21 protein-coding genes are annotated in these 21,139 nt (G+C 64.2%); 19 read left to right on the forward strand and 2 right to left on the reverse strand.

The window, feature by feature from the left end; all coding sequences use genetic code 11:
• Positions 1-43 precede the first annotated feature (43 nt).
• From AM586_RS17765 to AM586_RS17775, 3 genes are all read left to right on the forward strand, one after another.
• Entirely contained in the window at positions 44-4,054 is a 4,011-nt protein-coding gene (locus AM586_RS17765; protein ID WP_047826897.1) for an FAD/FMN-binding oxidoreductase, read from the forward strand.
• A complete protein-coding gene (locus AM586_RS17770; RefSeq protein ID WP_047826896.1) occupies positions 4,051-4,485 on the forward strand; it encodes an HIT family protein in 435 nt (144 codons plus the stop codon). The genes AM586_RS17765 and AM586_RS17770 overlap by 4 nt, the downstream gene beginning before the upstream one ends.
• 120 nt (positions 4,486-4,605) lie before the next feature.
• Positions 4,606-5,025, forward strand: a complete 420-nt coding sequence (locus AM586_RS17775; protein ID WP_047826895.1) for a gamma-butyrobetaine hydroxylase-like domain-containing protein — start codon at positions 4,606-4,608, stop codon at positions 5,023-5,025.
• On the opposite strand, the gene AM586_RS17780 is transcribed toward AM586_RS17775, so the two are convergent.
• On the reverse strand, positions 5,022-5,750 hold the full coding sequence (locus tag AM586_RS17780) for a hypothetical protein (RefSeq protein ID WP_047826894.1): 729 nt from the start codon (positions 5,748-5,750) through the stop codon (positions 5,022-5,024). The genes AM586_RS17775 and AM586_RS17780 overlap by 4 nt on opposite strands.
• 130 nt (positions 5,751-5,880) lie before the next feature.
• Positions 5,881-6,084, reverse strand: a complete 204-nt coding sequence (locus AM586_RS17785; RefSeq protein ID WP_047826893.1) for a cold-shock protein — start codon at positions 6,082-6,084, stop codon at positions 5,881-5,883.
• A gap of 261 nt (positions 6,085-6,345) precedes the next feature.
• Between AM586_RS17785 and ubiE the strand changes: the two genes are divergently transcribed.
• The 16 genes from ubiE (at position 6,346) to AM586_RS17860 (ending at position 21,139) form a co-directional block, all read left to right on the forward strand.
• The gene (gene ubiE / locus AM586_RS17790; protein ID WP_047826892.1) at positions 6,346-7,080 is read left to right on the forward strand and encodes a bifunctional demethylmenaquinone methyltransferase/2-methoxy-6-polyprenyl-1,4-benzoquinol methylase UbiE; all 735 of its coding nucleotides are present in this window, start codon (positions 6,346-6,348) and stop codon (positions 7,078-7,080) included.
• A 10-nt stretch (positions 7,081-7,090) separates the two neighbouring features.
• Complete coding sequence (locus tag AM586_RS17795) at positions 7,091-8,047, forward strand: Tim44 domain-containing protein (RefSeq protein ID WP_047826891.1); 957 nt, start codon at positions 7,091-7,093, stop codon at positions 8,045-8,047.
• A 254-nt stretch (positions 8,048-8,301) separates the two neighbouring features.
• Positions 8,302-8,964, forward strand: coding sequence for an SCP2 domain-containing protein (locus tag AM586_RS17800; protein ID WP_047826890.1), 663 nt, complete (start codon positions 8,302-8,304; stop codon positions 8,962-8,964).
• Positions 8,964-10,511, forward strand: a complete 1,548-nt coding sequence (gene ubiB, locus AM586_RS17805) for a ubiquinone biosynthesis regulatory protein kinase UbiB (RefSeq protein WP_047826889.1) — start codon at positions 8,964-8,966, stop codon at positions 10,509-10,511. The genes AM586_RS17800 and ubiB overlap by 1 nt, the downstream gene beginning before the upstream one ends.
• 11 nt (positions 10,512-10,522) lie before the next feature.
• The gene (locus AM586_RS17810; protein ID WP_047826888.1) at positions 10,523-11,119 is read left to right on the forward strand and encodes a methyltransferase domain-containing protein; all 597 of its coding nucleotides are present in this window, start codon (positions 10,523-10,525) and stop codon (positions 11,117-11,119) included.
• A gap of 51 nt (positions 11,120-11,170) precedes the next feature.
• Positions 11,171-11,914: a 3-oxoacyl-ACP reductase FabG gene (gene fabG / locus AM586_RS17815; protein ID WP_047826887.1), complete on the forward strand. Its 744-nt coding sequence runs from the start codon at positions 11,171-11,173 to the stop codon at positions 11,912-11,914.
• A 302-nt stretch (positions 11,915-12,216) separates the two neighbouring features.
• Positions 12,217-12,528: an FmdB family zinc ribbon protein gene (locus AM586_RS17820; RefSeq protein ID WP_047826886.1), complete on the forward strand. Its 312-nt coding sequence runs from the start codon at positions 12,217-12,219 to the stop codon at positions 12,526-12,528.
• Positions 12,529-12,543: 15 nt separating this feature from the next.
• Positions 12,544-13,164 carry a DUF502 domain-containing protein gene (locus AM586_RS17825; RefSeq protein WP_047826885.1) on the forward strand — a complete coding sequence of 207 codons (621 nt, stop codon included), beginning with the start codon at positions 12,544-12,546 and terminating at the stop codon, positions 13,162-13,164.
• Between the two features lie 65 nt (positions 13,165-13,229).
• Positions 13,230-15,035 carry an aspartate--tRNA ligase gene (gene aspS, locus AM586_RS17830; RefSeq protein WP_047826884.1) on the forward strand — a complete coding sequence of 602 codons (1,806 nt, stop codon included), beginning with the start codon at positions 13,230-13,232 and terminating at the stop codon, positions 15,033-15,035.
• A 60-nt stretch (positions 15,036-15,095) separates the two neighbouring features.
• Positions 15,096-15,557, forward strand: a complete 462-nt coding sequence (gene nudB / locus AM586_RS17835) for a dihydroneopterin triphosphate diphosphatase (RefSeq protein ID WP_047826883.1) — start codon at positions 15,096-15,098, stop codon at positions 15,555-15,557.
• 118 nt (positions 15,558-15,675) lie between these two features.
• Positions 15,676-17,373 (forward strand): diguanylate cyclase, encoded by a 1,698-nt coding sequence (locus tag AM586_RS17840; protein WP_052234495.1) that lies wholly within the window; start codon positions 15,676-15,678, stop codon positions 17,371-17,373.
• Positions 17,374-17,674: 301 nt separating this feature from the next.
• Positions 17,675-17,860 (forward strand): hypothetical protein, encoded by a 186-nt coding sequence (locus AM586_RS28185; protein ID WP_156328281.1) that lies wholly within the window; start codon positions 17,675-17,677, stop codon positions 17,858-17,860.
• 104 nt (positions 17,861-17,964) lie between these two features.
• On the forward strand, positions 17,965-18,783 hold the full coding sequence (locus AM586_RS17845) for an endonuclease/exonuclease/phosphatase family protein (protein WP_047826881.1): 819 nt from the start codon (positions 17,965-17,967) through the stop codon (positions 18,781-18,783).
• Between the two features lie 8 nt (positions 18,784-18,791).
• Positions 18,792-19,949, forward strand: a complete 1,158-nt coding sequence (locus AM586_RS17850) for a phosphatidylserine/phosphatidylglycerophosphate/cardiolipin synthase family protein (protein WP_047826880.1) — start codon at positions 18,792-18,794, stop codon at positions 19,947-19,949.
• 18 nt (positions 19,950-19,967) lie between these two features.
• The gene (locus AM586_RS17855; RefSeq protein WP_047826879.1) at positions 19,968-20,354 is read left to right on the forward strand and encodes an RNA-binding S4 domain-containing protein; all 387 of its coding nucleotides are present in this window, start codon (positions 19,968-19,970) and stop codon (positions 20,352-20,354) included.
• Between the two features lie 188 nt (positions 20,355-20,542).
• Positions 20,543-21,139, forward strand: coding sequence for a TetR/AcrR family transcriptional regulator (locus tag AM586_RS17860; RefSeq protein ID WP_047826982.1), 597 nt, complete (start codon positions 20,543-20,545; stop codon positions 21,137-21,139).

Raw genomic sequence — 21,139 nt, forward strand, 5'->3', positions numbered from 1 at the left:
CTAGAATGACTGTCCACTACGCGTCAGTTCGTCAGCCGATTCCATGAACGCACCAGCCAATATCCACGCCCTCCTCGAAGAGAACGCGCCCGCACGCTTGCGCGAAATTCCGTACAACTACACCTCGTTTTCCGATCGCGAAATCGTGATCCGGCTGCTGGGCGAATCCTCGTGGCGTCTGCTGGACGAACTGCGCGGCGCACGCCAGACCGGACGCTCGGCGCGCATGCTGTACGAGGTGCTCGGCGACATCTGGGTGGTGCGCCGCAATCCGTATCTGCAGGACGACATGCTGGACAACCCGAAGCGGCGCGCCAAGCTGATCGAGGCCCTGCATCACCGCCTGGCCGAAGTCGACAAGCGCCGCCTGAGCGTCGACGCCGGCGACAACGGCGATCCGGCCGCCTCCGCCGCGCGCAGCAACGCGGTCGAGCAGCTGCTGGCCGCGGCCCGCAAGGCAGTCGACGACTTCGGTAACGAGTTCCGCGCGATGTACGACCTGCGCAAGCGCGCGAAAGCCGTGCTGGGCCGCTACACCGACAAGCGCAACATCCGCTTCGACGGCATGCACCGCACCTCGCACGTGACCGACGCCACCGACTGGCGTGTCGAATATCCCTTCCTGGTCCTGATCCCGGACAGCGAGGACGAGATGGCCGGCCTGGTCAAGGGCTGTATCGAACTCGGCCTGACCATCATCCCGCGCGGCGGCGGCACCGGCTACACCGGCGGCGCGATTCCGCTGACGCCGATGTCGGCCGTGATCAACACCGAAAAGCTGATCGCGCTGGGCGAGGTCGACATTCGCCGCCTGCCGGGCGTGGACCGCGACTACGCGACCATCTACACCGGCGCCGGCGTGGTCACCCAGCGCGTCTCGCAGGCGGCCGAGAAGGCCGGCTTCGTGTTCGCGGTCGACCCGACCTCGGCCCACGCCTCCTGCATCGGCGGGAACATCGCCATGAACGCGGGCGGCAAGAAGGCCGTGCTGTGGGGCACCGCGCTCGACAACCTGGCGTCCTGGCGCATGGTCGATCCGAACGGCGACTGGCTGGACGTGACCCGCGTCGACCACAACCTCGGCAAGATCCACGACGCCCCGGTCGCGACCTTCAAGCTCGAATGGACCCATCCGTCGGAGAAGGGCGCTCCCAAGGGCGCGCCGTTCCGCACCGAGACGCTGGCGATCGAGGGCCGCCGCTTCCGCAAGGAAGGCCTGGGCAAGGACGTGACCGACAAATTCCTGGCCGGCCTGCCGGGCATCCAGAAGGAGGGCACCGACGGCCTGATCACCTCGGGCCGCTGGATCCTGCACAAGATGCCGAAGTTCACGCGCACCGTGGCGCTCGAATTCTTCGGCCAGGCGCGCGATGCGATCCCCTCGATCGTCGAGATCAAGGATTACCTCGACAGCCTGCCGAAGAACGGCAAGCCGGAGTTCGAGAGCCTGCGCCTGGCGGGCCTGGAGCACCTGGACGAGCGCTACCTGCGCGCGGTCGGTTACGCCACCAAGTCCAAGCGCGGCACGCTGCCGAAGATGGCGCTGTTCGGCGACATCGTCGGCGACGACGAGAACGCCGTGGCGCAGGCCGCATCCGAGGTCGTGCGCCTGGCGAACACCCGGGTGGGCGAGGGCTTCGTTGCCGTCAGCCCGGAAGCGCGGAAAAAATTCTGGCTGGACCGCGCCCGCACCGCCGCCATCGCGCGCCACACCAACGCCTTCAAGATCAACGAGGACGTCGTGATTCCCCTGAACCGCATGGGCGAATACACCGACGGCATCGAGCGCATCAACATCGAACTCTCGATCAAGAACAAGCTGCAGCTGGTCGAACAACTGCACGCCCTGTTCGCCTCCGGCCAGCTGGAAGTGAGCAAGGCCGACGACGCCACCGGCGAAGGCGTGTCGAAGGAAGAGATCCTGGGCGACCGTCCGCAGCAGGCCGACGAACTGCTGGCCAGGACCGCGGCGCGCTGGGGCTGGCTGCTGATGAACCTCGACCAGCCGCTGAAGGACGTGCTGCCGAAGCTGGCCGAGTTCGGCCTGGACGGCTTCTACGAAAACTTCGAGCGCCGCATCTCGGCGCAGCCGCAGGCCAGCCTGTTCGACGTGGTGCAGGACCACACCGTGCGCGTCTCGTGGAAGCAGGACATCCGCGCGCCGCTGCGCCAGATCTTCAATGGCGCGGCCTACAAGCCGATCCTCGACGAAGCGACCGCCATCCACCAGCGCGTGCTGCGCTCGCGCGTGTTCGTGGCCCTGCACATGCACGCCGGCGACGGCAACGTGCACACCAACCTGCCGGTCAACTCGGACGATTACGCAATGCTGCAGGACGCGCATAAAGCCGTCGAGCGCATCATGAAGCTGGCCCGTTCGCTGGACGGCGTGATCTCGGGCGAACACGGCATCGGCATCACCAAGCTGGAGTTCCTGACCGACGACGAGATCCGCGATTTCCGCGACTATAAGCAGCGCGTCGACCCGGAAGGCCGCTTCAACAAGGGCAAGCTGCTCAACACCGAGTCCGCCTACGCCGACCTGCGCAACGCCTACACGCCGTCCTTCGGCCTGATGGGCCACGAGTCGCTGATCATGCAGCAGAGCGACATCGGCGAGATCGCCAACAGCATCAAGGACTGCCTGCGCTGCGGGAAGTGCAAGCCGGTCTGCACCACCCACGTGCCGCAGGCGAACCTGCTGTACTCGCCGCGCGACAAGATCCTCGCGACCTCGGCGCTGATCGAAGCCTTCCTGTACGAGGAGCAGACCCGCCGCGGCGTCTCGATCCGGCATTGGGAAGAATTCGAGGACGTGTCCGACCACTGCACCGTGTGCCACAAGTGCGTGACGCCGTGCCCGGTCAACATCGACTTCGGCGACGTCTCGATGAACATGCGTAACCTGCTGCGCAAGATGGACAAGCGCAGCTTCAAGCCGGCCAACCGCGCCGCCATGTTCTTCCTGAACGCGACCGACCCGACCACCATCAACGCCACCCGCAAGGCGATGGTCGACCTGGGCTACAAGGCCCAGCGCCTGGGCGCGAGCGTGCTGAAGGCAGTGGCGAAAGAGCAGACCAAGGCGCCGCCGCCGACCACCGGCAAGGCCCCGATCCGCGAGCAGGTGATCCACTTCGTGAACAAGAAGATGCCGGGCAACCTGCCGAAGAAGACCGCGCGCGCCCTGCTGGACATCGAGGACGACAAGGTCATCCCGATCATCCGCAATCCGAAGCTGACCAACGCCGACACCGAGGCCGTGTTCTACTTCCCGGGTTGCGGCTCCGAGCGCCTGTTCTCGCAGGTCGGCCTGGCGACCCAGGCGATGCTGTGGGACGTCGGCGTGCAGACCGTGCTGCCGCCTGGCTACCTGTGCTGCGGCTACCCGCAGCGCGGCGCCGGCCAGTACGACAAGGCCGACAAGATGATGACGGATAACCGCGTGCTGTTCCACCGCATGGCGAATACCCTGAACTACCTCGACATCAAGACCGTGCTGGTCTCCTGCGGCACCTGCTACGACCAGCTCGCGACCTACGAGTTCGAGAAGATCTTCCCGGGCTGCCGCATCATGGACATCCACGAGTACCTGCTCGAGAAGGGCGTCAGGCTGGAAGGCGTGACCGGTACCCGCTACATGTACCACGACCCCTGCCACACGCCGATGAAGCTGCAGGATTCGATGAAGACCGTGAACGCGCTGGTGCAGACCGCCGACAACGTGAAAATCGAGAAGAACGACCGCTGCTGCGGCGAGTCCGGCACCTTCGCGGTGTCGCGTCCGGATATCGCGACCCAGGTCCGCTTCCGCAAGGAGCAGGAGATGGAGAAGGGCGCCGACAAGCTGCGCGAAGACGGCTTCAAGGGCGACGTCAAGATCCTGACCAGCTGCCCGTCCTGCCTGCAGGGCCTGTCGCGCTACAACGACGACTCGGGCACGACCGCCGACTACATCGTGGTCGAGATGGCGCGCCATCTGCTGGGCGAGAACTGGCTGCCGAACTACGTCGCGAACGCGAACAACGGCGGCATCGAAAGGGTGCTGGTATGACGAAGCTGCCGGGTTGCGAGCTGTGCGAGCTGGCGGCGTCCGCCAAGGTGGTCGCCAACGAGCAGTTTTCGGTGATCCTGGCCGACGAAGCCAACTACCCGGGCTTCGCGCGCGTGGTCTGGAACGACCACGTGCGCGAGATGAGCGACCTGTCCGACGCCGACCGCCTGCTGCTGAACGACGCCGTCTGGAAGCTCGAGCAGGCCGTGCGCGAGGTGATGCAGCCGCTGAAGCTCAACGTCGCCAGCCTCGGCAACGTGGTGCCCCACCTGCACTGGCACGTCATCCCGCGCTACGCCGACGATGCGCACTTCCCGGCGCCGGTGTGGGCGCAGGCGGTGCGCGAGACGCCTGTGGAGGTGCTGGCGCAGAGGCGGGCGCTGCTGCCGCAATTGAAGCAGGCAATCGAGCGGAAGTTCGCGAAGCAGTAAAATCAGCCTGTCCCGTCGTTCCCGCGAAGGCGGGAACCCAAGTTGCGCGCGTAGCGACTGCTCGAGCAGAACTTGGATCCCCGCCTGCGCGGGGACGACGGGTTATCACTTGTAGATACTATGCCCACGCCCACCAGCCTCACCATTCGCCAGCAGTCAAAAATCCTGGAAATCGCCTTCGACGACGGCGCCGCCTTCTCCATCCCTTTCGAGCTGATGCGCGTGTATTCGCCCTCGGCCGAAGTGAAGGGGCACGGCCCCGGCCAGGAAGTACTACAGGTCGGCAAGCGCAATGTCGGCATCGAAGGTGTCGAGCCGGTCGGCAACTATGCCGTGAAGCCGCTGTTCACCGACGGCCACAACTCCGGCATCTTCACCTGGGACTACCTGTACAAGCTGGGCCGTGAACACGACGCGCTGTGGCAGGACTACCTGCAGCGCCTGCAGGCGGCCGGCTTCGCGGGCGACAGCGGGCGCGAGCCGGGCACGGTGCTGCCGGGCGCCAGCGCCAAGCCGCACGCCTGCGGCCACCACCACTAAGAACCGACCAGCCGTTCGCCGAGGGCGCGCAGCAGCTGTGCGCCATCGCCGCGCCAGGCGCTGCCATGCATGCACGCCAGGGTGCCGGGCAATTCGCACGCCAGGTGTTCGATCAATTGCCCGGTATGGGTCGAGTGCGAAAAATAATCCATCGGTTTCCGAAACGCTTCGCTGTTCTCCAGGATGTCATCGCTGGTCAGGGCGGCCGCGCCGACGCCGCCCTGGGTGAACAGGTCGCCGCAAAACAGCGTCCTGGTCCGGGTATCCATCAGGAAGCCCGTTTCCCAGCCGTGAGGCAAGTGGGGCGCATCGAGCCACTTGACCGAGCGTGTCCCCAGGTTCAGCTCGGCGCCGTCGGCCATCGCATGGGCGGGCCGGTCCGCAAAATCATTTACCGAGACCATGGCCGCAACCCGGCCGCACAAGGGCGCCGCCTGCGGTGCAAGGTCCAGCCATTCATTCAGCGAGCCGCATTCATCCGCTTCGAAATGCGACAGGGCAACGAAGCGCAGGCGCTCGACCGGCATGACGCTTTCCATGGCTTCGCGAACCAGCGGGAACAGTTTTCTTGGCCCAGTGTGAAAAAGAAGCGGCTGATCGTCCACGATCAGGTATTGGTTGAACGAGAAGCCGCCCGGTACGACGCTGACCGGCGTATTGATGCGGTAAACGCCGTCAGCGATCTCATGGACATTGGTGCCTGCGGATACATTGGTGATGGCCATATCAACCTCCAGACATAGTCACTTCATGGTCACTTCAGACTAGATGAGACCGGGTCGAAGGTAAACGAAAAAAGCGCCGGCAATGTCGGCGCTTTTCTTGACCGGCTGGCTGGCCGGCGTCCGTGGGGACTTATTGCGGCTGGATGTTAGCCGCTTGCTTGCCCTTGGGCCCGGTGGTGATTTCGAAGCTGACGCGCTGGTTCTCCGCCAGGGATTTGAAGCCGGCCGTGTTGATCGCCGAGAAGTGCGCGAACAGATCATCACCACCGTCATCCGGTTTGATGAAGCCGAAACCCTTGGAATCGTTGAACCATTTCACAGTGCCAGTCGCCATGTTATTTCTCTCTCAAAAGGAATTTTGTATAAACCTTGCCTTGCCTCAGGTCTTCGCCTGGCGGACTCAACAAAGCAGAACCACTATAAGCAAAATTTCAAGAAAGTGCTGCACGATTGGAATGAATTTTTTGCAGTGTTGTTATTTCCGCGACAACGCTGCAAACAAGGCCCTTCGACAGCTCTGCCGTATGCCGGATGGGTGACGCCTGCGCCCGGGATCAGCCTTGTATAATGCAACAAGATCAAACTGGCAAACACTATGACCAACACCACCCATTTCGGCTACAAGACCGTTTCCGAGGACGAGAAGGTCCACGAGGTCGCCAAGGTTTTCCATTCCGTCGCGTCGAAGTACGACGTGATGAACGACCTGATGTCCGGCGGCCTGCACCGCATCTGGAAGACCTTCACGATCGCCCAGGCCGGCGTGCGTCCGGGTTTCAAGGTGCTCGACATCGCCGGCGGCACCGGTGACCTGGCCAAGGCTTTCGCCAAGCAGGCGGGGCCGAGCGGCGAGGTCTGGCTCACCGATATCAACGAATCGATGCTGCGCGTCGGCCGGGACCGTCTATTGAATAAAGGTCTAGTGACCCCCACCTTGCTGTGTGATGCGGAAAGGCTGCCTTTCCCGGACAATTATTTCGACCGGGTCAGCGTGGCCTTCGGCCTGCGCAACATGACGCACAAGGACCACGCGCTGGCGGAAATGCGCCGCGTGCTGAAGCCGGGCGGCAAGCTGCTGGTGCTGGAGTTCTCGAAAGTGGCCGCGCCGCTGCAGAAGCCGTACGATGTCTATTCGTTCTCGGTGCTGCCGTGGCTGGGCCAGCGCATCGCGGGCGATGCCGAGAGCTACCGCTACCTGGCCGAATCGATCCGCATGCACCCGGACCAGGAAACGCTGAAGTCGATGATGGAAGGCGTGGGCCTGGAACGCGTGCAGTACTACAACCTGACCGCTGGTGTGGCTGCACTGCACACCGGCATCAAACTTTGAGGTGTCGACGATGAAGAAATTCTTGGCCAGCACGATGATCGCGATAACGGCACTGTCCTTCGTTGCCGATGCGTTTGCACGCCCGGTGGGCGGCGGCCGTTCCTTCGGCCGCCAGTCGTCGTCGGTCAGCCGGATGCGCGCACCGGCCCCGGCGCCCGCACCGGCGCCCTACCAGCAGCCTGGCTACCAGCAGCGTCCGGCGCCGGCCCCGATGGCGCCGCAGCCGATCCCGCAGAGGCGCCCGAGCATGTGGAAGGGCGTGCTGGGCGGCGCCCTGCTGGGCCTGGGCCTGGGCGCGCTGTTCTCGCACTTCGGCATCGGCGGCGCCATGGCCAGCGCGCTGTCCTCGATCCTGATGATCCTGCTGCTGGTGTTCGCGGTGATGTTCATCGTGCGCATGTTCCGCCGCAAGGACACGCCGGCCAATCCGCAGTTTTCGGGTTTTAACCAGAACCGGGTGCCTGCCGCCGCCACGCCGGAAATCGGTTCGGGCCTGGACCAGGGGTATCAGCCGAATGCCTATTCGGGCGGCTATAACCAGCCGACTTCCAACGTGTCGCTGAACAAGGGAACGTCCCACGAACAATGGGGCGTGCCGGCCGGCTTCGATACCGAGGCCTTCCTGCGCCATGCGAAAGCCTCCTTCATCCGCATGCAGGCCGCCTGGGACCGCGGCGACCTGGCCGACCTGCGCGAGTTCACCGCGCCCGAGGTGTTCGCCGAGCTGCAGCTGCAGATCCAGGAACGCGGCGGTAACCAGGACTATACCGAGGTCGTGTCGATCGACGCCCAGTTGCTGGGCATCGAAACCACCGAGCGCGATTACCTGGCGAGCGTGCAGTTCAACGGCATGATCCGCAATGCCCCGGGCGCCCAGGCCGAGCCGTATGTCGAGGTATGGAACCTGGCGAAACCACTGTCGGGCAATGGCGGATGGGTGCTCGCCGGTATCCAGCAGATTACCTGATGGAAGGCCGATAAACCTACTGCGCGTTGCCCTGTCGGCCTGCGATGCTCCGCTACGGCGGACCGGCTGTACTATTCGTACAGCTGCGCTTCTCGGCCAACAGGGCTTCCGCTCGCTACGGTTTCTCGGCCTTCCAAGATCTTTTTTGCAATATTTTTTGCTCTAACGATCCGTGCCGCCGGGTTTGTGCCCCGGCGAACTGGTAAGATCGAACCGCCCAACACAGGGCGGTTTTTTTTTGAACGCAAGCCTCAATGTCAACGACTCCTTCTTTTCTAAGTGTGGCGACCATCAACCACCTGCTGGCCCAGGAGGCCTGGGCGCGCGATACGCTGATGCGCAAGGCCGGCAAGGTCGCCTGCATCGACATGGGCCACCTGCGCCTGTGCATGCGCGTGGCCCGCGACGGCATGCTCGAAGCCGCCGGCGATGAGGATGTGCCGGACGTCACCATCCACGTCAAGGTCGGCGACCTGCCGCTGATCCTGCAGAACCGCGACCGCGCGTTTTCCTATGTGCGCATCGAGGGCGACGCCGAGTTCGCCAACACCATCTCCCAGCTCGCGAAAGGCCTGCGCTGGGATGCCGAGCACGACCTCGAGCGCCTGTTCGGGCCGATCGCTGCGAATCGCCTGGCCGGCGGCGCGCGCGCGGCCGTTTCGCATGCCGGCGCCGCCGGGCGCCGCCTGGCCGAGAATGTCGCCGAATTCCTGCTGGAAGAGAGAAGGGTGCTGATCCGTCCCACGACCGTGGAGGGCTTCGCGGACGAGGTCAACCGCCTGCGCGACGACGTCGAGCGCAGCGCCAAGCGCATTGCAAAACTGGAGCAGAAGTTGGACCAGCGGATCGAGCAGCTGCGGGCGCAGCGCAGCACCCCGCCAGCTCTGACGAAACCGGACCCCACCACGGATAGCTGATGATTCTGAAATTCCTGCGCCTGCTGAAAATCTTCACGGTTGCCACGCGTTACGGTCTCGACGAGATCGCCATGTCCGGACTGGACGTGCCGCGCACCGCCCGCTTCATCAACACGATGTTCTTCTGGCGCCGCATCACCTCGCCGCGCGCGATCCGCCTGCGCCTGGCGCTGGAAGAGCTGGGCCCGATCTTCGTGAAGTTCGGCCAGGTGCTGTCGACCCGGCCCGACCTGATGCCTCCCGATATCGTGGCCGAGCTGTCGCTGCTGCAGGACCGCGTGCCGCCCTTCGATTCCGACCTGGCCATCGCCCAGATCACGCGCTCCCTCGGCGCCCCGCCGGATGAGCTGTTCGCCACCTTCGAACGCACCCCGGTGGCCTCGGCCTCGATCGCCCAGGTCCACTTCGCGACCCTGAAGAACGGCAAGGAAGTCGCGGTCAAGGTGCTGCGGCCGGGCATGAAATCGACGATCGACGAAGACCTCGCCCTGATGCAGATGGCGGCCGGCCTGATCGAGAAGGTGTGGCCGGACAGCCGTCGCCTGAAGCCGCGCGAAGTGGTCGCCGAGTTCGACAAATACCTGCACGACGAGCTCGACCTGATGCGCGAAGCCGCCCAGGCCAGCCAGCTGCGCCGCAACTTCGCCAACTCGACCCTGCTGATGGTTCCGGAAATGTACTGGGATTACTGCTCCAGCAGCGTGATCGTGATGGAGCGCATGAACGGCATCCCGATTTCGCAGACCGACCGCCTGGTCGCGGCCGGCGTCGACCTGAAAAAACTGTCGCGCGATGGCGTCGAGATCTTCTTCACCCAGGTCTTCCGTGACGGCTTCTTCCATGCGGATATGCACCCCGGGAACATCCTGGTGTCGGTGGAAGAGGCGACCTTCGGGCGCTACATCGCGCTCGACTTCGGCATCGTCGGCACCCTGAACGACTTCGACAAGGATTACCTGTCGCAGAACTTCCTGGCCTTCTTCCGCCGCGACTACAAGCGCGTGGCGGAAGCCCACATCGAATCCGGCTGGGCGCCGCGCGACACCCGCGTCGACGAACTGGAAGCGGCCGTGCGCGCCACCTGCGAGCCGATCTTCGACCGCCCGTTGAAGGACATCTCCTTCGGCCAGGTGCTGCTGCGCCTGTTCCAGACCTCGCGCCGCTTCAACGTCGAGGTCCAGCCGCAGCTGGTGCTGCTGCAGAAGACCATGCTCAACATCGAGGGCCTGGGGCGCCAGCTCGATCCGGACCTCGACCTGTGGAAGACGGCGAAGCCCTACCTGGAGCGCTGGATGGCCGACCAGGTCGGCTGGCGCGGTTTCGTCGAGCGCCTGCGCGACGAAGCGCCGCGCTTCGCCCAGATCTTCCCGCAGATCCCGCGCCTGGCCCACCAGGTGCTGCACAAGCGTGCGCACAGCGACCTCGACATGGGCGACCTGATGTTCAAGCTGGTGGAGAACCAGCGCCGCACCAACCGGCTGCTGGCCGTGCTGGCCTGCGTCACCGGTATCGCGGTGGTGGGCATGGCGGCCATGCATTTCATGTGATGCCTCCTGCCATGCCGGACTTCAGCAGCCGCGATCCGCTCGCCCCCGCGTTCTGGGACGAGCGCTTCGACAGGCAGTTCACGCCCTGGGACCGCGGAGCGGCGCCGGCCGGGCTGCGCGACTTCGTGGCGCAGGCGCCGCGGCCGCTCACCACGCTGGCGCCAGGCTGCGGCTCGGCCTACGAACTGGCGCTGATGCTGGACGCCGGCTGGGACGCCACCGCCATCGACTTTTCGCCGGTCGCGGTGGCGCGCGCGAAAAGCCTGGCGGGGCCGTGGGCGGACCGCATCGTGCAGGCCGACTTCTTCGAGTACACCCCGCCGCGCCCGCTGGACCTGGTCTACGAGCAGGCCTTCCTGTGCGCACTGCCGCGTGCGCGCTGGGACGCGGTGGCGCGCCGTTGGGAGCAGCTGTTGCGGCCGGGCGGATTGCTGGCGGGTTACTTCTTCTTCGACGATGCGCTGAAAGGGCCGCCATTCGGCATCACGCGCGCGCGGCTGGACGAGCTGCTGGCGCCGGGCTTCGACTGCATCGCCGACCAGGCGGTCGACCAATCGATCCCGGTGTTCGCGGGCAAGGAACGCTGGATGGTGTGGCGGCGTCGCTGAGCCCGCACGTGCAAGACCGATGGCGGCACCAATGAACAGGAAGGAAACGAAATGGAACTGAAGGATAAAGTAGTGGTCGTGACCGGCGGCGGGCAGGGCATCGGCCTGGCGATCGCCCGGCGTTGCGCGAAAGCCGGCGCCAGCGTCGCGGTCTGGGACCTGCGTGCGGAAACGGTCGATGCGGCAGCGGCGGCCCTGCAGGCGGAAGCGCCGGCGGCGCAGGTGCTGGGCTGCGTGGTCGACGTGTCGGACATGGCCAGTGTCCAGGCCGCAACGGCGGCGACGCTGGCGCATTTCGGGCGCATCGATGGCCTGGTCAACAATGCCGGTATCGTGGCCGACGCCCAGTTGCGCAAGATGAGCGAGGCGCAGTGGGACAGCGTGATCGACGTCAACCTCAAGGGTGTGTTCAACTGCGGTCGTGCGACGGTCGAAGCGCTGATCGAGAGCCGCGGTGCGATCGTGAATATCTCGTCGATCGTCGGCCTGAGCGGCAACTTCGGCCAGACCAATTATGCGGCGGCCAAGGCCGGGGTGCTGGCGATGACCAAGACCTGGACCCGCGAGCTGGGACGCAAGGGGGTACGCTGCAATGCCGTGTGCCCGGGCTTCGTCGGCACCGCCATCGTCAAGGACATCCCGCAGAACGTGATCGACGAGATGGTCAAGGCGATTCCGCAGGGACGCATGGGCCAGCCGGACGAGGTGGCTTCCTGCGTGGTCTTCCTGTTGTCCGACGATGCCAGTTACGTCAACGGCGCGACGCTGGAAGTGTCGGGCGGATTGACGCTGTAGCCGCAAAAGAAAAGGGCCCGCAATGGGCCCCGATTTGAAGTCGTTCTTTTATGGCTTGGTGGCGAAGGCCAAGGCCTGTCGCGCAAACTTCTGTTTCTTAGCAACTGAGAAGTGCTATTTAAACAGGTATGTTGATGTTCGGCAAACGTAACGCATCGATTGTGCGGAATAAAAACAACACTGTTGCCAGATAGCAGCAACTTGCATGCCTGTCCATCCCACCCGCCAAGCGCTTCAAGGGGCAACTCGGTCCGCAAAAGCTTTATAATTCAGGGTTTTGATGATTTTTGCGGAGTATTCAGATGCCGATTTACGCCTACCGCTGCGATGAATGCGGGTTTGCCAAAGACGTCCTGCAAAAGATTTCCGATCCGGTCCTGACGGTCTGCCCGTCGTGCGGCAAGTCATCGTACAAGAAGCAAGTTACCGCCGCCGGTTTCCAGCTCAAGGGCACCGGATGGTATGTGACCGACTTCCGCGGTGGCAGCGCCCCGGCGACCGGCACCGCGCCGTCGACCGACGGCGGCGGCAGCGCAGGCAGCGATAGTACCGCCAGCGCGGCGCCAGCGCCAACGCCAGCACCGGCCGCGACGCCGGGCGGCAGCGGTACCTGAGCCTATCGGACACCGATGCGTAAATATTTCATTACCGGCGCGCTGGTCCTGGTGCCCCTGGCGATTACCGCCTGGGTGCTCAACTTCGTGATCGGCACGCTGGACCAGTCGCTCATGCTGGTGCCGAGCGAGTGGCAGCCGCGCACCTACATTCCCGGCCTGGGTGCGATCATCACGCTGGCGATCGTGTTCCTGACCGGCGTGCTGACCAATAACCTGGTCGGCAAATGGTTCGTGCGCATGTGGGAGCGCCTGCTGAACCGTATCCCGGTCGTGAACTCGATCTACGGCAGCGTCAAGCAGGTGTCCGATACCCTGTTCTCGTCCTCCGGCAACGCGTTCCGCAAGGCCGTGCTGGTGCCTTACCCGCACGAGAACTCCTGGACGATCGCCTTCCTGACCGGCGTGCCGGGCGGCGACGTGAAGAACCACCTGGTGGGCGACTATGTGAGCGTCTACGTGCCGACCACGCCCAACCCGACCTCGGGCTTCTTCCTGATGATGGAGCGCAGCCGGGTGGTCGAACTGGACATGACGGTCGACGCGGCCCTGAAGTACATCGTGTCGATGGGCGTCGTCGCCCCCGTCACGGCGGATGAGCCCGCGACAGCCGCGGCCGCCGTCGCAGCGGAATAAAACAAGATAGCAAGAATCAAACGCCTGGCAGCAGGCACCGAATAACCAACCTGGATCGAAAAATTATGTCCTCCATGCGTACCAACTACTGCGGCCTCGTGACCGAAGAGCTGCTGGGCCAAACCGTCAGCCTGTGCGGCTGGGTGCACCGCCGCCGCGACCACGGCGGGGTGATCTTCATCGACCTGCGCGACCGCGAAGGCCTGGTGCAGGTCGTCTGCCACCCCGACAATGCGGAAGTCTTCAAGGCCGCCGAGCATGTGCGCAACGAGTACTGCCTGCGCGTCACCGGTACCGTCGTGAATCGCCTGGAAGGCACGGCCAACGCCAACCTGAAGTCGGGCAAGATCGAGATCAACACCACCAAGCTGGAAGTGCTGAACGCCTCGGTCCCGGTGCCGTTCCAGCTGGACGACGACAACCTGTCGGAAACCACCCGCCTGACCCACCGCGTGCTCGACCTGCGCCGCGACCAGATGCAGCACAACCTGCGCCTGCGCTACAAGGTCTCGATGGAAGTGCGCAAGTACCTGGACAACCTGGGCTTCATCGACATCGAAACCCCGATGCTGGGCAAGTCGACCCCGGAAGGCGCCCGCGACTACCTGGTGCCTTCGCGCGTCAACCCGGGTACCTTCTTCGCACTGCCGCAATCGCCGCAGCTGTTCAAGCAGCTGCTGATGGTCGCCAACTTCGACCGCTACTACCAGATCACCAAGTGCTTCCGCGACGAAGACCTGCGTGCCGACCGCCAGCCGGAATTCACCCAGATCGACTGCGAAACCTCGTTCCTGACCGAACAGGAAATCCGTGACCTGTTCGAAGACATGATGCGCGTCGTCTTCAAGAACGCCGCCGGCATCGACCTGCCGAACCCGTTCCCGGTGATGGACTTCGCCACCGCGATGGGTTCCTACGGTTCGGACAAGCCGGACATGCGCGTCAAGCTGCAGTTCACCGAACTGACCGAACTGATGAAGACCGTCGAATTCAAGGTCTTCAACAGCGCCGCCAACATGCCGAACGGACGCGTGGTCGGCCTGCGCGTGCCGCAGGGCGGTTCGATGCCGCGTTCGGAAATCGACGCCTACACCCAGTTCGTCGCCATCTACGGCGCCAAGGGCCTGGCCTACATCAAGGTCAACGAGAAGGCAAAGGGCCGTGACGGCCTGCAGTCGCCGATCGTGAAGAACCTCTCCGACGAGGTGCTGTCCCAGATCCTGGCCCTGACTGGCGCTGCGGATGGCGACCTGATCTTCTTCGGTGCAGATAAAGCCAAGGTCGTCAACGACGCCATGGGCGCGCTGCGCGTGAAGATCGGCCACTCGGAGTTCGGCAAGAAGGCCGGCCTGTTCGACGACGTCTGGTCGCCGCTGTGGGTGATCGATTTCCCGATGTTCGAGTACGACGACGAAGCCGACCGCTGGACCGCGACCCACCACCCGTTCACCGCGCCGAAGGACGGCCACGAGGACATGCTCGAGACCAACCCGGGCGCCTGCGTCGCCAAGGCCTACGACATGGTCCTGAACGGCTGGGAACTGGGCGGCGGCTCGATCCGTATCCACCGCGAAGAAGTCCAGAGCAAGGTGTTCCGCGCGCTGAAGATCGACGCCGAGGAAGCCCAGCTGAAGTTCGGCTTCCTGCTGGACGCCCTGCAGTACGGCGCGCCGCCGCACGGTGGCCTGGCCTTCGGCCTGGATCGCCTGATCACCCTGATGACCGGCTCGACCTCGATCCGCGACGTGATCGCCTTCCCGAAGACCCAGCGCGCGCAGGACCTGCTGACCAACGCGCCGTCGGAAGTCGACGAGAAGCAGCTGAAGGAGCTGCACATCCGTCTGCGTAACGAGCAGCCGAAGGTCGCGTAAGACCTGCCACGTCGTTCCCGCCGCCGCGGGAACGACGGCCAATAACGCTACAATGGCGTTATGCCCCACAAAATCCCCGAATCCGTCCTCGTCGTCATCCACACCGCCGACCTGGAAGTGCTGCTGATCGAGCGCGCCGACCGGCCCGGCTTCTGGCAATCCGTCACCGGTTCGCTCGACCGCGACGACGAGCCGCTGCCGGAGACCGCCGCCCGCGAGCTGTTCGAGGAAACCGGCATCGTCGCCGACGGCGAAACGATCCGGCTGCACGACTGGCATCTGTCGAACATCTACGAGATCTACCAGACCTGGCGCCATCGCTATGCGCCCGGCGTCACCCACAACACGGAACACGTGTTTTCCGTCTGCGTACCGCGCGACATCCCGATTACCCTGGCGCCGCGCGAGCACCTGCAATATGCCTGGCTGCCGCTCCTGGAAGCGGCCGACCGCTGTTTTTCCAGTTCGAACGCGGAAGCGATTTTACAATTGCCGCGCCATTTCGCCGCTTCATCCTGCTAGTTTCTGTAAACATAATCATTTCACGTAGACGATTGTGACAAGTGCGACACAGGCGCTGTTCAATATCTATGCTATGGTTGATTGCTCGTAACCAGGGTGTTTCCACCGCCCCAGCCGCATGCGCAGTCAACACCACATCAAGTTTGCTTTCCTGGCTGTGTTCCTCGTGATGGCGCTGGTGGCGGCCGTGCCGTTCTGGCTGGACCGCTCGACCACCATGATCGTCCGGCAACTGCGCGCGGAACTGGAGCAGCAGCAGCGCCTGGACAGTATCCTGGATGCCCTGCGCGACGCCGAGACCGGCCAGCGCGGCTTCATTATCACCGGCAATGAAGCCTTCCTCGAGCCGTATCAGCGGGCCCGGCAGACGCTGCCGGCCACGATCCACGAAGCCAAGGCCAGGGCGCGCAACGACGTCGAGCGCGCCGCCGTGTGGCGCATCGCCCGTGTCGCCGAACTCAAGCTTGCCGAACTCGACGACACGGTCGCCATGCGGCGCATCGGAGGCTTCGCAAAAACCGAAAAAGTGGTCGGCGCGATGCGCGGCAAAGCGTATATGGACGAGCTGCGCCGCATGATCGGCGCCCAGCAGTCGCAGGCCGAGACGCGGCGCGCGCAGTTGCGCACGGAGATGCTGGCGGCTTCGCACCGCATGTTCGCCGTCGGCCTGGCGGCGACCCTCATCAATGTCTGCGTGCTGGGCGCGCTGTTGACGGTGCTGGCGCGCATGCTGCGCGCGCGCCGCGAGATCGCCCTCCAGCTGGAGCAGAAGGCGGAACAGCTGGCCGCCGCGGTCGAGCTGACCGGCGGCCACAACCGCGAGCTCAAGGCCGTCGCCGAGATGCTGCGCGCAATCGAAGCCCTGCCATCCAGCCTGGACACCGGGCCGGTGGTGGCGCGCGGCTTCGCCAGATTGCTGCCGGGGACCGGCGGCACCTTCTTCGCGATGGGCGCCGGCGACGACCAGCCGCTGCGCCAGCTGGCGCGCTGGGGCGAGGCATCGAGCCAGCCGGCCGAGATGGCGCCCGAGGATTGCTGGGCCCTGCGCCATGGCGCGCGCTACCGGACCGTCGGCTACCACGGGCCGTCCTGTGCCCACTACCGCAGCCGCGGAAGCGACGGCGACGGCGACGGCGCCACCCGCCTGTGCATCCCGCTGGTCACGCACGACGAGCTGGTCGGCATGATCCACCTGGAAGGCATCGCATCGGAACCGGCGCAGCGCGACGAGCAGGAGCGTGTCGCCGTCACCGTCGCCGAACAGCTGGCGCTGGCGCTCGGCAACGCCAGGCTGCGCGAAGCGCTGCGCCGCCAGTCGGTGCTGGATCCGCTCACCGGCCTGTTCAATCGCCGCTACTTCGACGAGACCCTGAAGCGCGAGCTGTCGCGCTCACGCCGGATGGGCGTGCCGCTGTCGCTGGTAGTGCTCGATGTCGATCACTTCAAGCGCGTCAACGACGGCTTCGGCCATGCCACCGGGGATGCGGTCCTGCGCGCGATCGCCCAGCTGGTGCGGCAGTCGATCCGCGACTGCGACGTCGCCTGCCGCTACGGCGGCGAAGAGCTGGTCATCCTGATGCCGGACTGCGCGCAGGCGGATGCGGCCCGGCGCGCGGAAGCGCTGCGCGCCGACATCGCCGGCGCGCCGCCGATGCATGAAGGCGCCGGTCCCGCCGCCATTACCGCCTCGTTCGGCGTCGCCCAGTACCCGCTTCATGGTCCCGATGCCGAGGCCCTGTTCTGGGCTGCCGACAAGGCCCTGTACCAGGCCAAGCGGGAAGGGCGCAACCGTGTCGTTGCCGCTTCGCAAGCGTAATTGCCCGCAGTTGCCTGCACGTTCCCTGATTTTTACTGCTTTTAGGCAATAAATACCGAAAGATTGTTGGGCGAGCGTCACATTTCGATACATTTTGAGACAAATGTATGAGCATAATTCTTACGACTTTGTCAGCGAACGCCTACAGTTTTACAGGTAAATCGGAATTAAATTTGGAACAGATGAGATAACACAATAGATTACCTCGTTTGACAGTCGGAAACGATTTGATTAAGGTCAATAAATCGCCCAGAGGCGAATTATCTTTTTGCAACGTCCAACGAAGGTTACTGGAGGATTTATGAGCGAACAAAAGCACGAGCAGAAAGTAAAAGATGTCAGCGTTGACAATGATTATCTATGCATTGAATTGCTGAACGGCCTGCTCTTGACCGGTCCGCTGCGTACCAACCCGATTCACCGCGAATCCACCGAGTCTGCAAGCCAGGCACCGGCCGAACACTTCCTGCCGGCCATGAGCATCTGAGCCCTTTTGCGCCATTCCTGGCCTCAGACCGGGAATGGCGTGACGCGCCGCACGATTGGCGCGCTTAACGGAAGAACACGGAATGATGGGGTTAAAATGTTCCCATGAAAATTCGTGTTGCGACCTACAATATCCACAAAGGCGTCTCGTCCTTCCGCAGCACGCCGCGTGTGATGGCCCTGAAAAAAGCCATCGGCATGTTCGATGCGGACGTCGTGTTCCTGCAGGAAGTGCAGGGTCGGCACGACCGTTACCAGGCGCGCTACGGCGAAAAGCTGCGCAGCCCGCATCACCACTGGCCGGAAAAAGCCCAGCACGAGTTCTTCGCCGGTGAAGCGCTGCATGCCGCCTATGGCATGAACGCGGTGTATGACCACGGCCACCATGGGAATGCGCTGCTGTCCTGCTACCCGATCGCGAACCAGCACAACCATGACATATCCGATCACGCCTACGAGCAGCGTGGAATCCTGCATTGCGTGCTGGAGACGCCGGTCGGCCAGGTGCACTGTTATGTGGTGCACCTGGGTCTGTTCGAAGGCAGCCGCCGGCGCCAGACCGACGCCCTGATCAGCGCGGTCAACGAGTCGGCGTCGGACGGCGAGCCGGTCATCATCGCCGGCGACTTCAACGACTGGCGCAATACCCTGAGCGATTGCCTGCGCCTGAAGCTGGGCGTGGTCGAGGTGTTCGACGAACTGGAGCGGCGTTCTTCGCGGATCGGCGAGCTGGTGCGCAATGTGGCGGGACGCGAGCGGCGCCTGGTGCCGGCGCGGACCTTCCCGGCCGCCTTGCCCTGGTTCCGTCTCGACCGGATCTATGTACGCGGTTTCAAGGTCGAACAGGCGGAAGTCCTGCACGGGCCGCAATGGGCCCGTTTGTCGGACCATGCTCCCATCGTTGCCAACTTGCAGTTAGCTTAGCCCGGCCCATGCGTTCAGTTACTTACGTCGCCAACAACGACGTCAAGCTATTGGAAAGCGGTACTTACTTCAAAGAACTGCTGGCTGCGATCGATTCGGCGAAACACGAAATCCTCTACGAGACGTATATCTATGCCGGGGACGAGACCGCGCGCGCCGTCACCGAGGCCCTGAAGCGCGCCGCGAAACGCGAGGTCAAGGTGCGCGTGCTGGTCGACTGGTTCGGCACCGGCCGCCGCACCTGCTGCCAGCTGGGCGAGGAATTCGCCGAGGCTTGCGTGCACTACCGGATGTTCAATCCGTGGTTCCGGCGCGGCGCGGCGCGCAGCCACCGCAAGATCGCGGTGATCGACGGCGAGACCGCCTTCGTCGGCGGCATCAACACGAATGACAATTCGCTGTGCGACTACGCGCCCTATAAACCGCTGCCGGCGCCGCGCTGGGATTTCGCGGTGCGGGTGCGCGGTCCGCTGGTGGACAGCATCCACCGCGAGTCGCAGGCCCAATGGACCCGCGCCGGGCACCTGGACCTGAAGCATCGCTACCACCTGTTCCGCGAATCGCGCAGGCAGCCCGCCGGCCTGGGCGAGCGTCCGATGCGCGCCGGCTTCGTGGTGCGCGACAACCTGCGCAACCGCCGCACCATCCAGCGCGCCTACCTGCAGGCGATCGGGCGGGCCCGCAAGCGCGTGCTGATGGCCACGCCGTATTTCGCGCCGGGACGCAAATTCCGCCAGGCCCTGGCGGAGGCGGCGCGGCGCGGCGTCGACGTCTGTCTCCTGATCGGCGTGGGCGAGTTCCGCATGCAGGATGCGGTCGCGAATTCCTTCTATCCGCAGTTGCTGGCGGCCGGCGTGCGCATCGTCGAATACCGCAAGACGCAATTGCACGCCAAGGTGGCGGTGGTCGACCACGACTGGGCCACGGTCGGTTCCAGCAACTGCGACGGCCTGTCGCTGTTCGTGAACCAGGAAGCCAACGTGGTGGTGCGCGACGCGGCCTTCGCCTCCAGCATGGCGAAGCAGATCGAGGGCGGCATCGCCGACGGCATTCCGGTCGGCATGGATGACTTGAAGCAACTCAGTTGGGTGCGCCGCACCGGACACGGAATAGCCTATCTTTTGTATAAACTGACGATGCGGATCTTTACTATCGGCTATGCCTGAGCAGAAAACGTATTATTCATGAGCGAAAACGACAACGTACGGATCGACAAATGGCTGTGGGCGGCACGCTTCTTCAAGACGCGTTCGCTGGCGGCGGAGGCGGTCGACCGCGGCAGGATCAAGATCAATGCCGAGAACGTCAAGCCTGCACGTTCGGTGAAAATCAAGGACAAGATTCTCATCGACAATGGCTCGACGCGCTGGGAAGTGATCGTGCTGGGCCTGTCCGGCACGCGCGGCCCGGCGCCGGTGGCGCAGGCCCTCTACCGCGAGACCGAAGCCAGCGTCCAGAAACGCGCGAACGACCAGGAAGCGCGCCGCCTGTTCCCCGAACCCGGCAGCACGATCAAGGGACGGCCCACCAAGCGCGACCGCCGCGCGATCGAACGCGCCGGCGATTCGTAGGGTGGGGCAATCCGGGCCAGTGGCCTGAATTGCGTGCCCACGGGTGACGCACGAAAGCAGTTGGCTAGAACGCCAACTCTAAACTTCCCGTTTGACATTTCAAGGCTGGTAGATAATAGTACGAGCGTTCGGATTTTTTCTCGATCCACTGGGAGCATCGTATTAATACTTCAGCCAAATCCATGGTCATGCGCAAGGGCGAGATGACGCGTGCAGCGATTCTCGACGTTGCGCTCGAACTCGCCAGCCGCGACGGTCTCGAAGGTCTCACGATCGGCCTGCTGGCCGACCGCATGAGCATGAGCAAGTCTGGCGTCTTCGCCCACTTCGGTTCGCGTGAAGACCTGCAGATCGAAGTGCTGAAACTCTACCACCGCCGCTTCGAGCAGGACGTATTCGTCCCCAGCATCACGGAACCGCGTGGCCTGCCGCGCCTGGAAGCGATGTTCAGGCACTGGCTCAAGCGCGTCTCGGTCGAGATCGCGTCGGGCTGCATCTATATCAGCGGCGCGGTCGAATACGACGACCGTCCGGGTCCGATCCGCGACGAGCTGGTCGGCATGGTGCGGATCTGGCAGGGCGCCCTGGTGCGCTGCGCCCAGCAGGCCATCGACTGCGGCGACCTGAAGGCGGACACCGATCCGCAGCAGCTGGTGTACGAGATGTACGGCCTGGTGCTGGCGGTGCACCACGATGCGCGCTTCCTGCGCATCCCCGGCGCTCCAGACCGCGCGCACCGCGGCTTCGCACGCCTGATCGAGAACTACCGCAATCCCGCTAACTAA

Origin of the sequence: Massilia sp. WG5 (genome assembly GCF_001412595.2) — a bacterium.
Classification (GTDB): domain Bacteria; phylum Pseudomonadota; class Gammaproteobacteria; order Burkholderiales; family Burkholderiaceae_D; genus Telluria.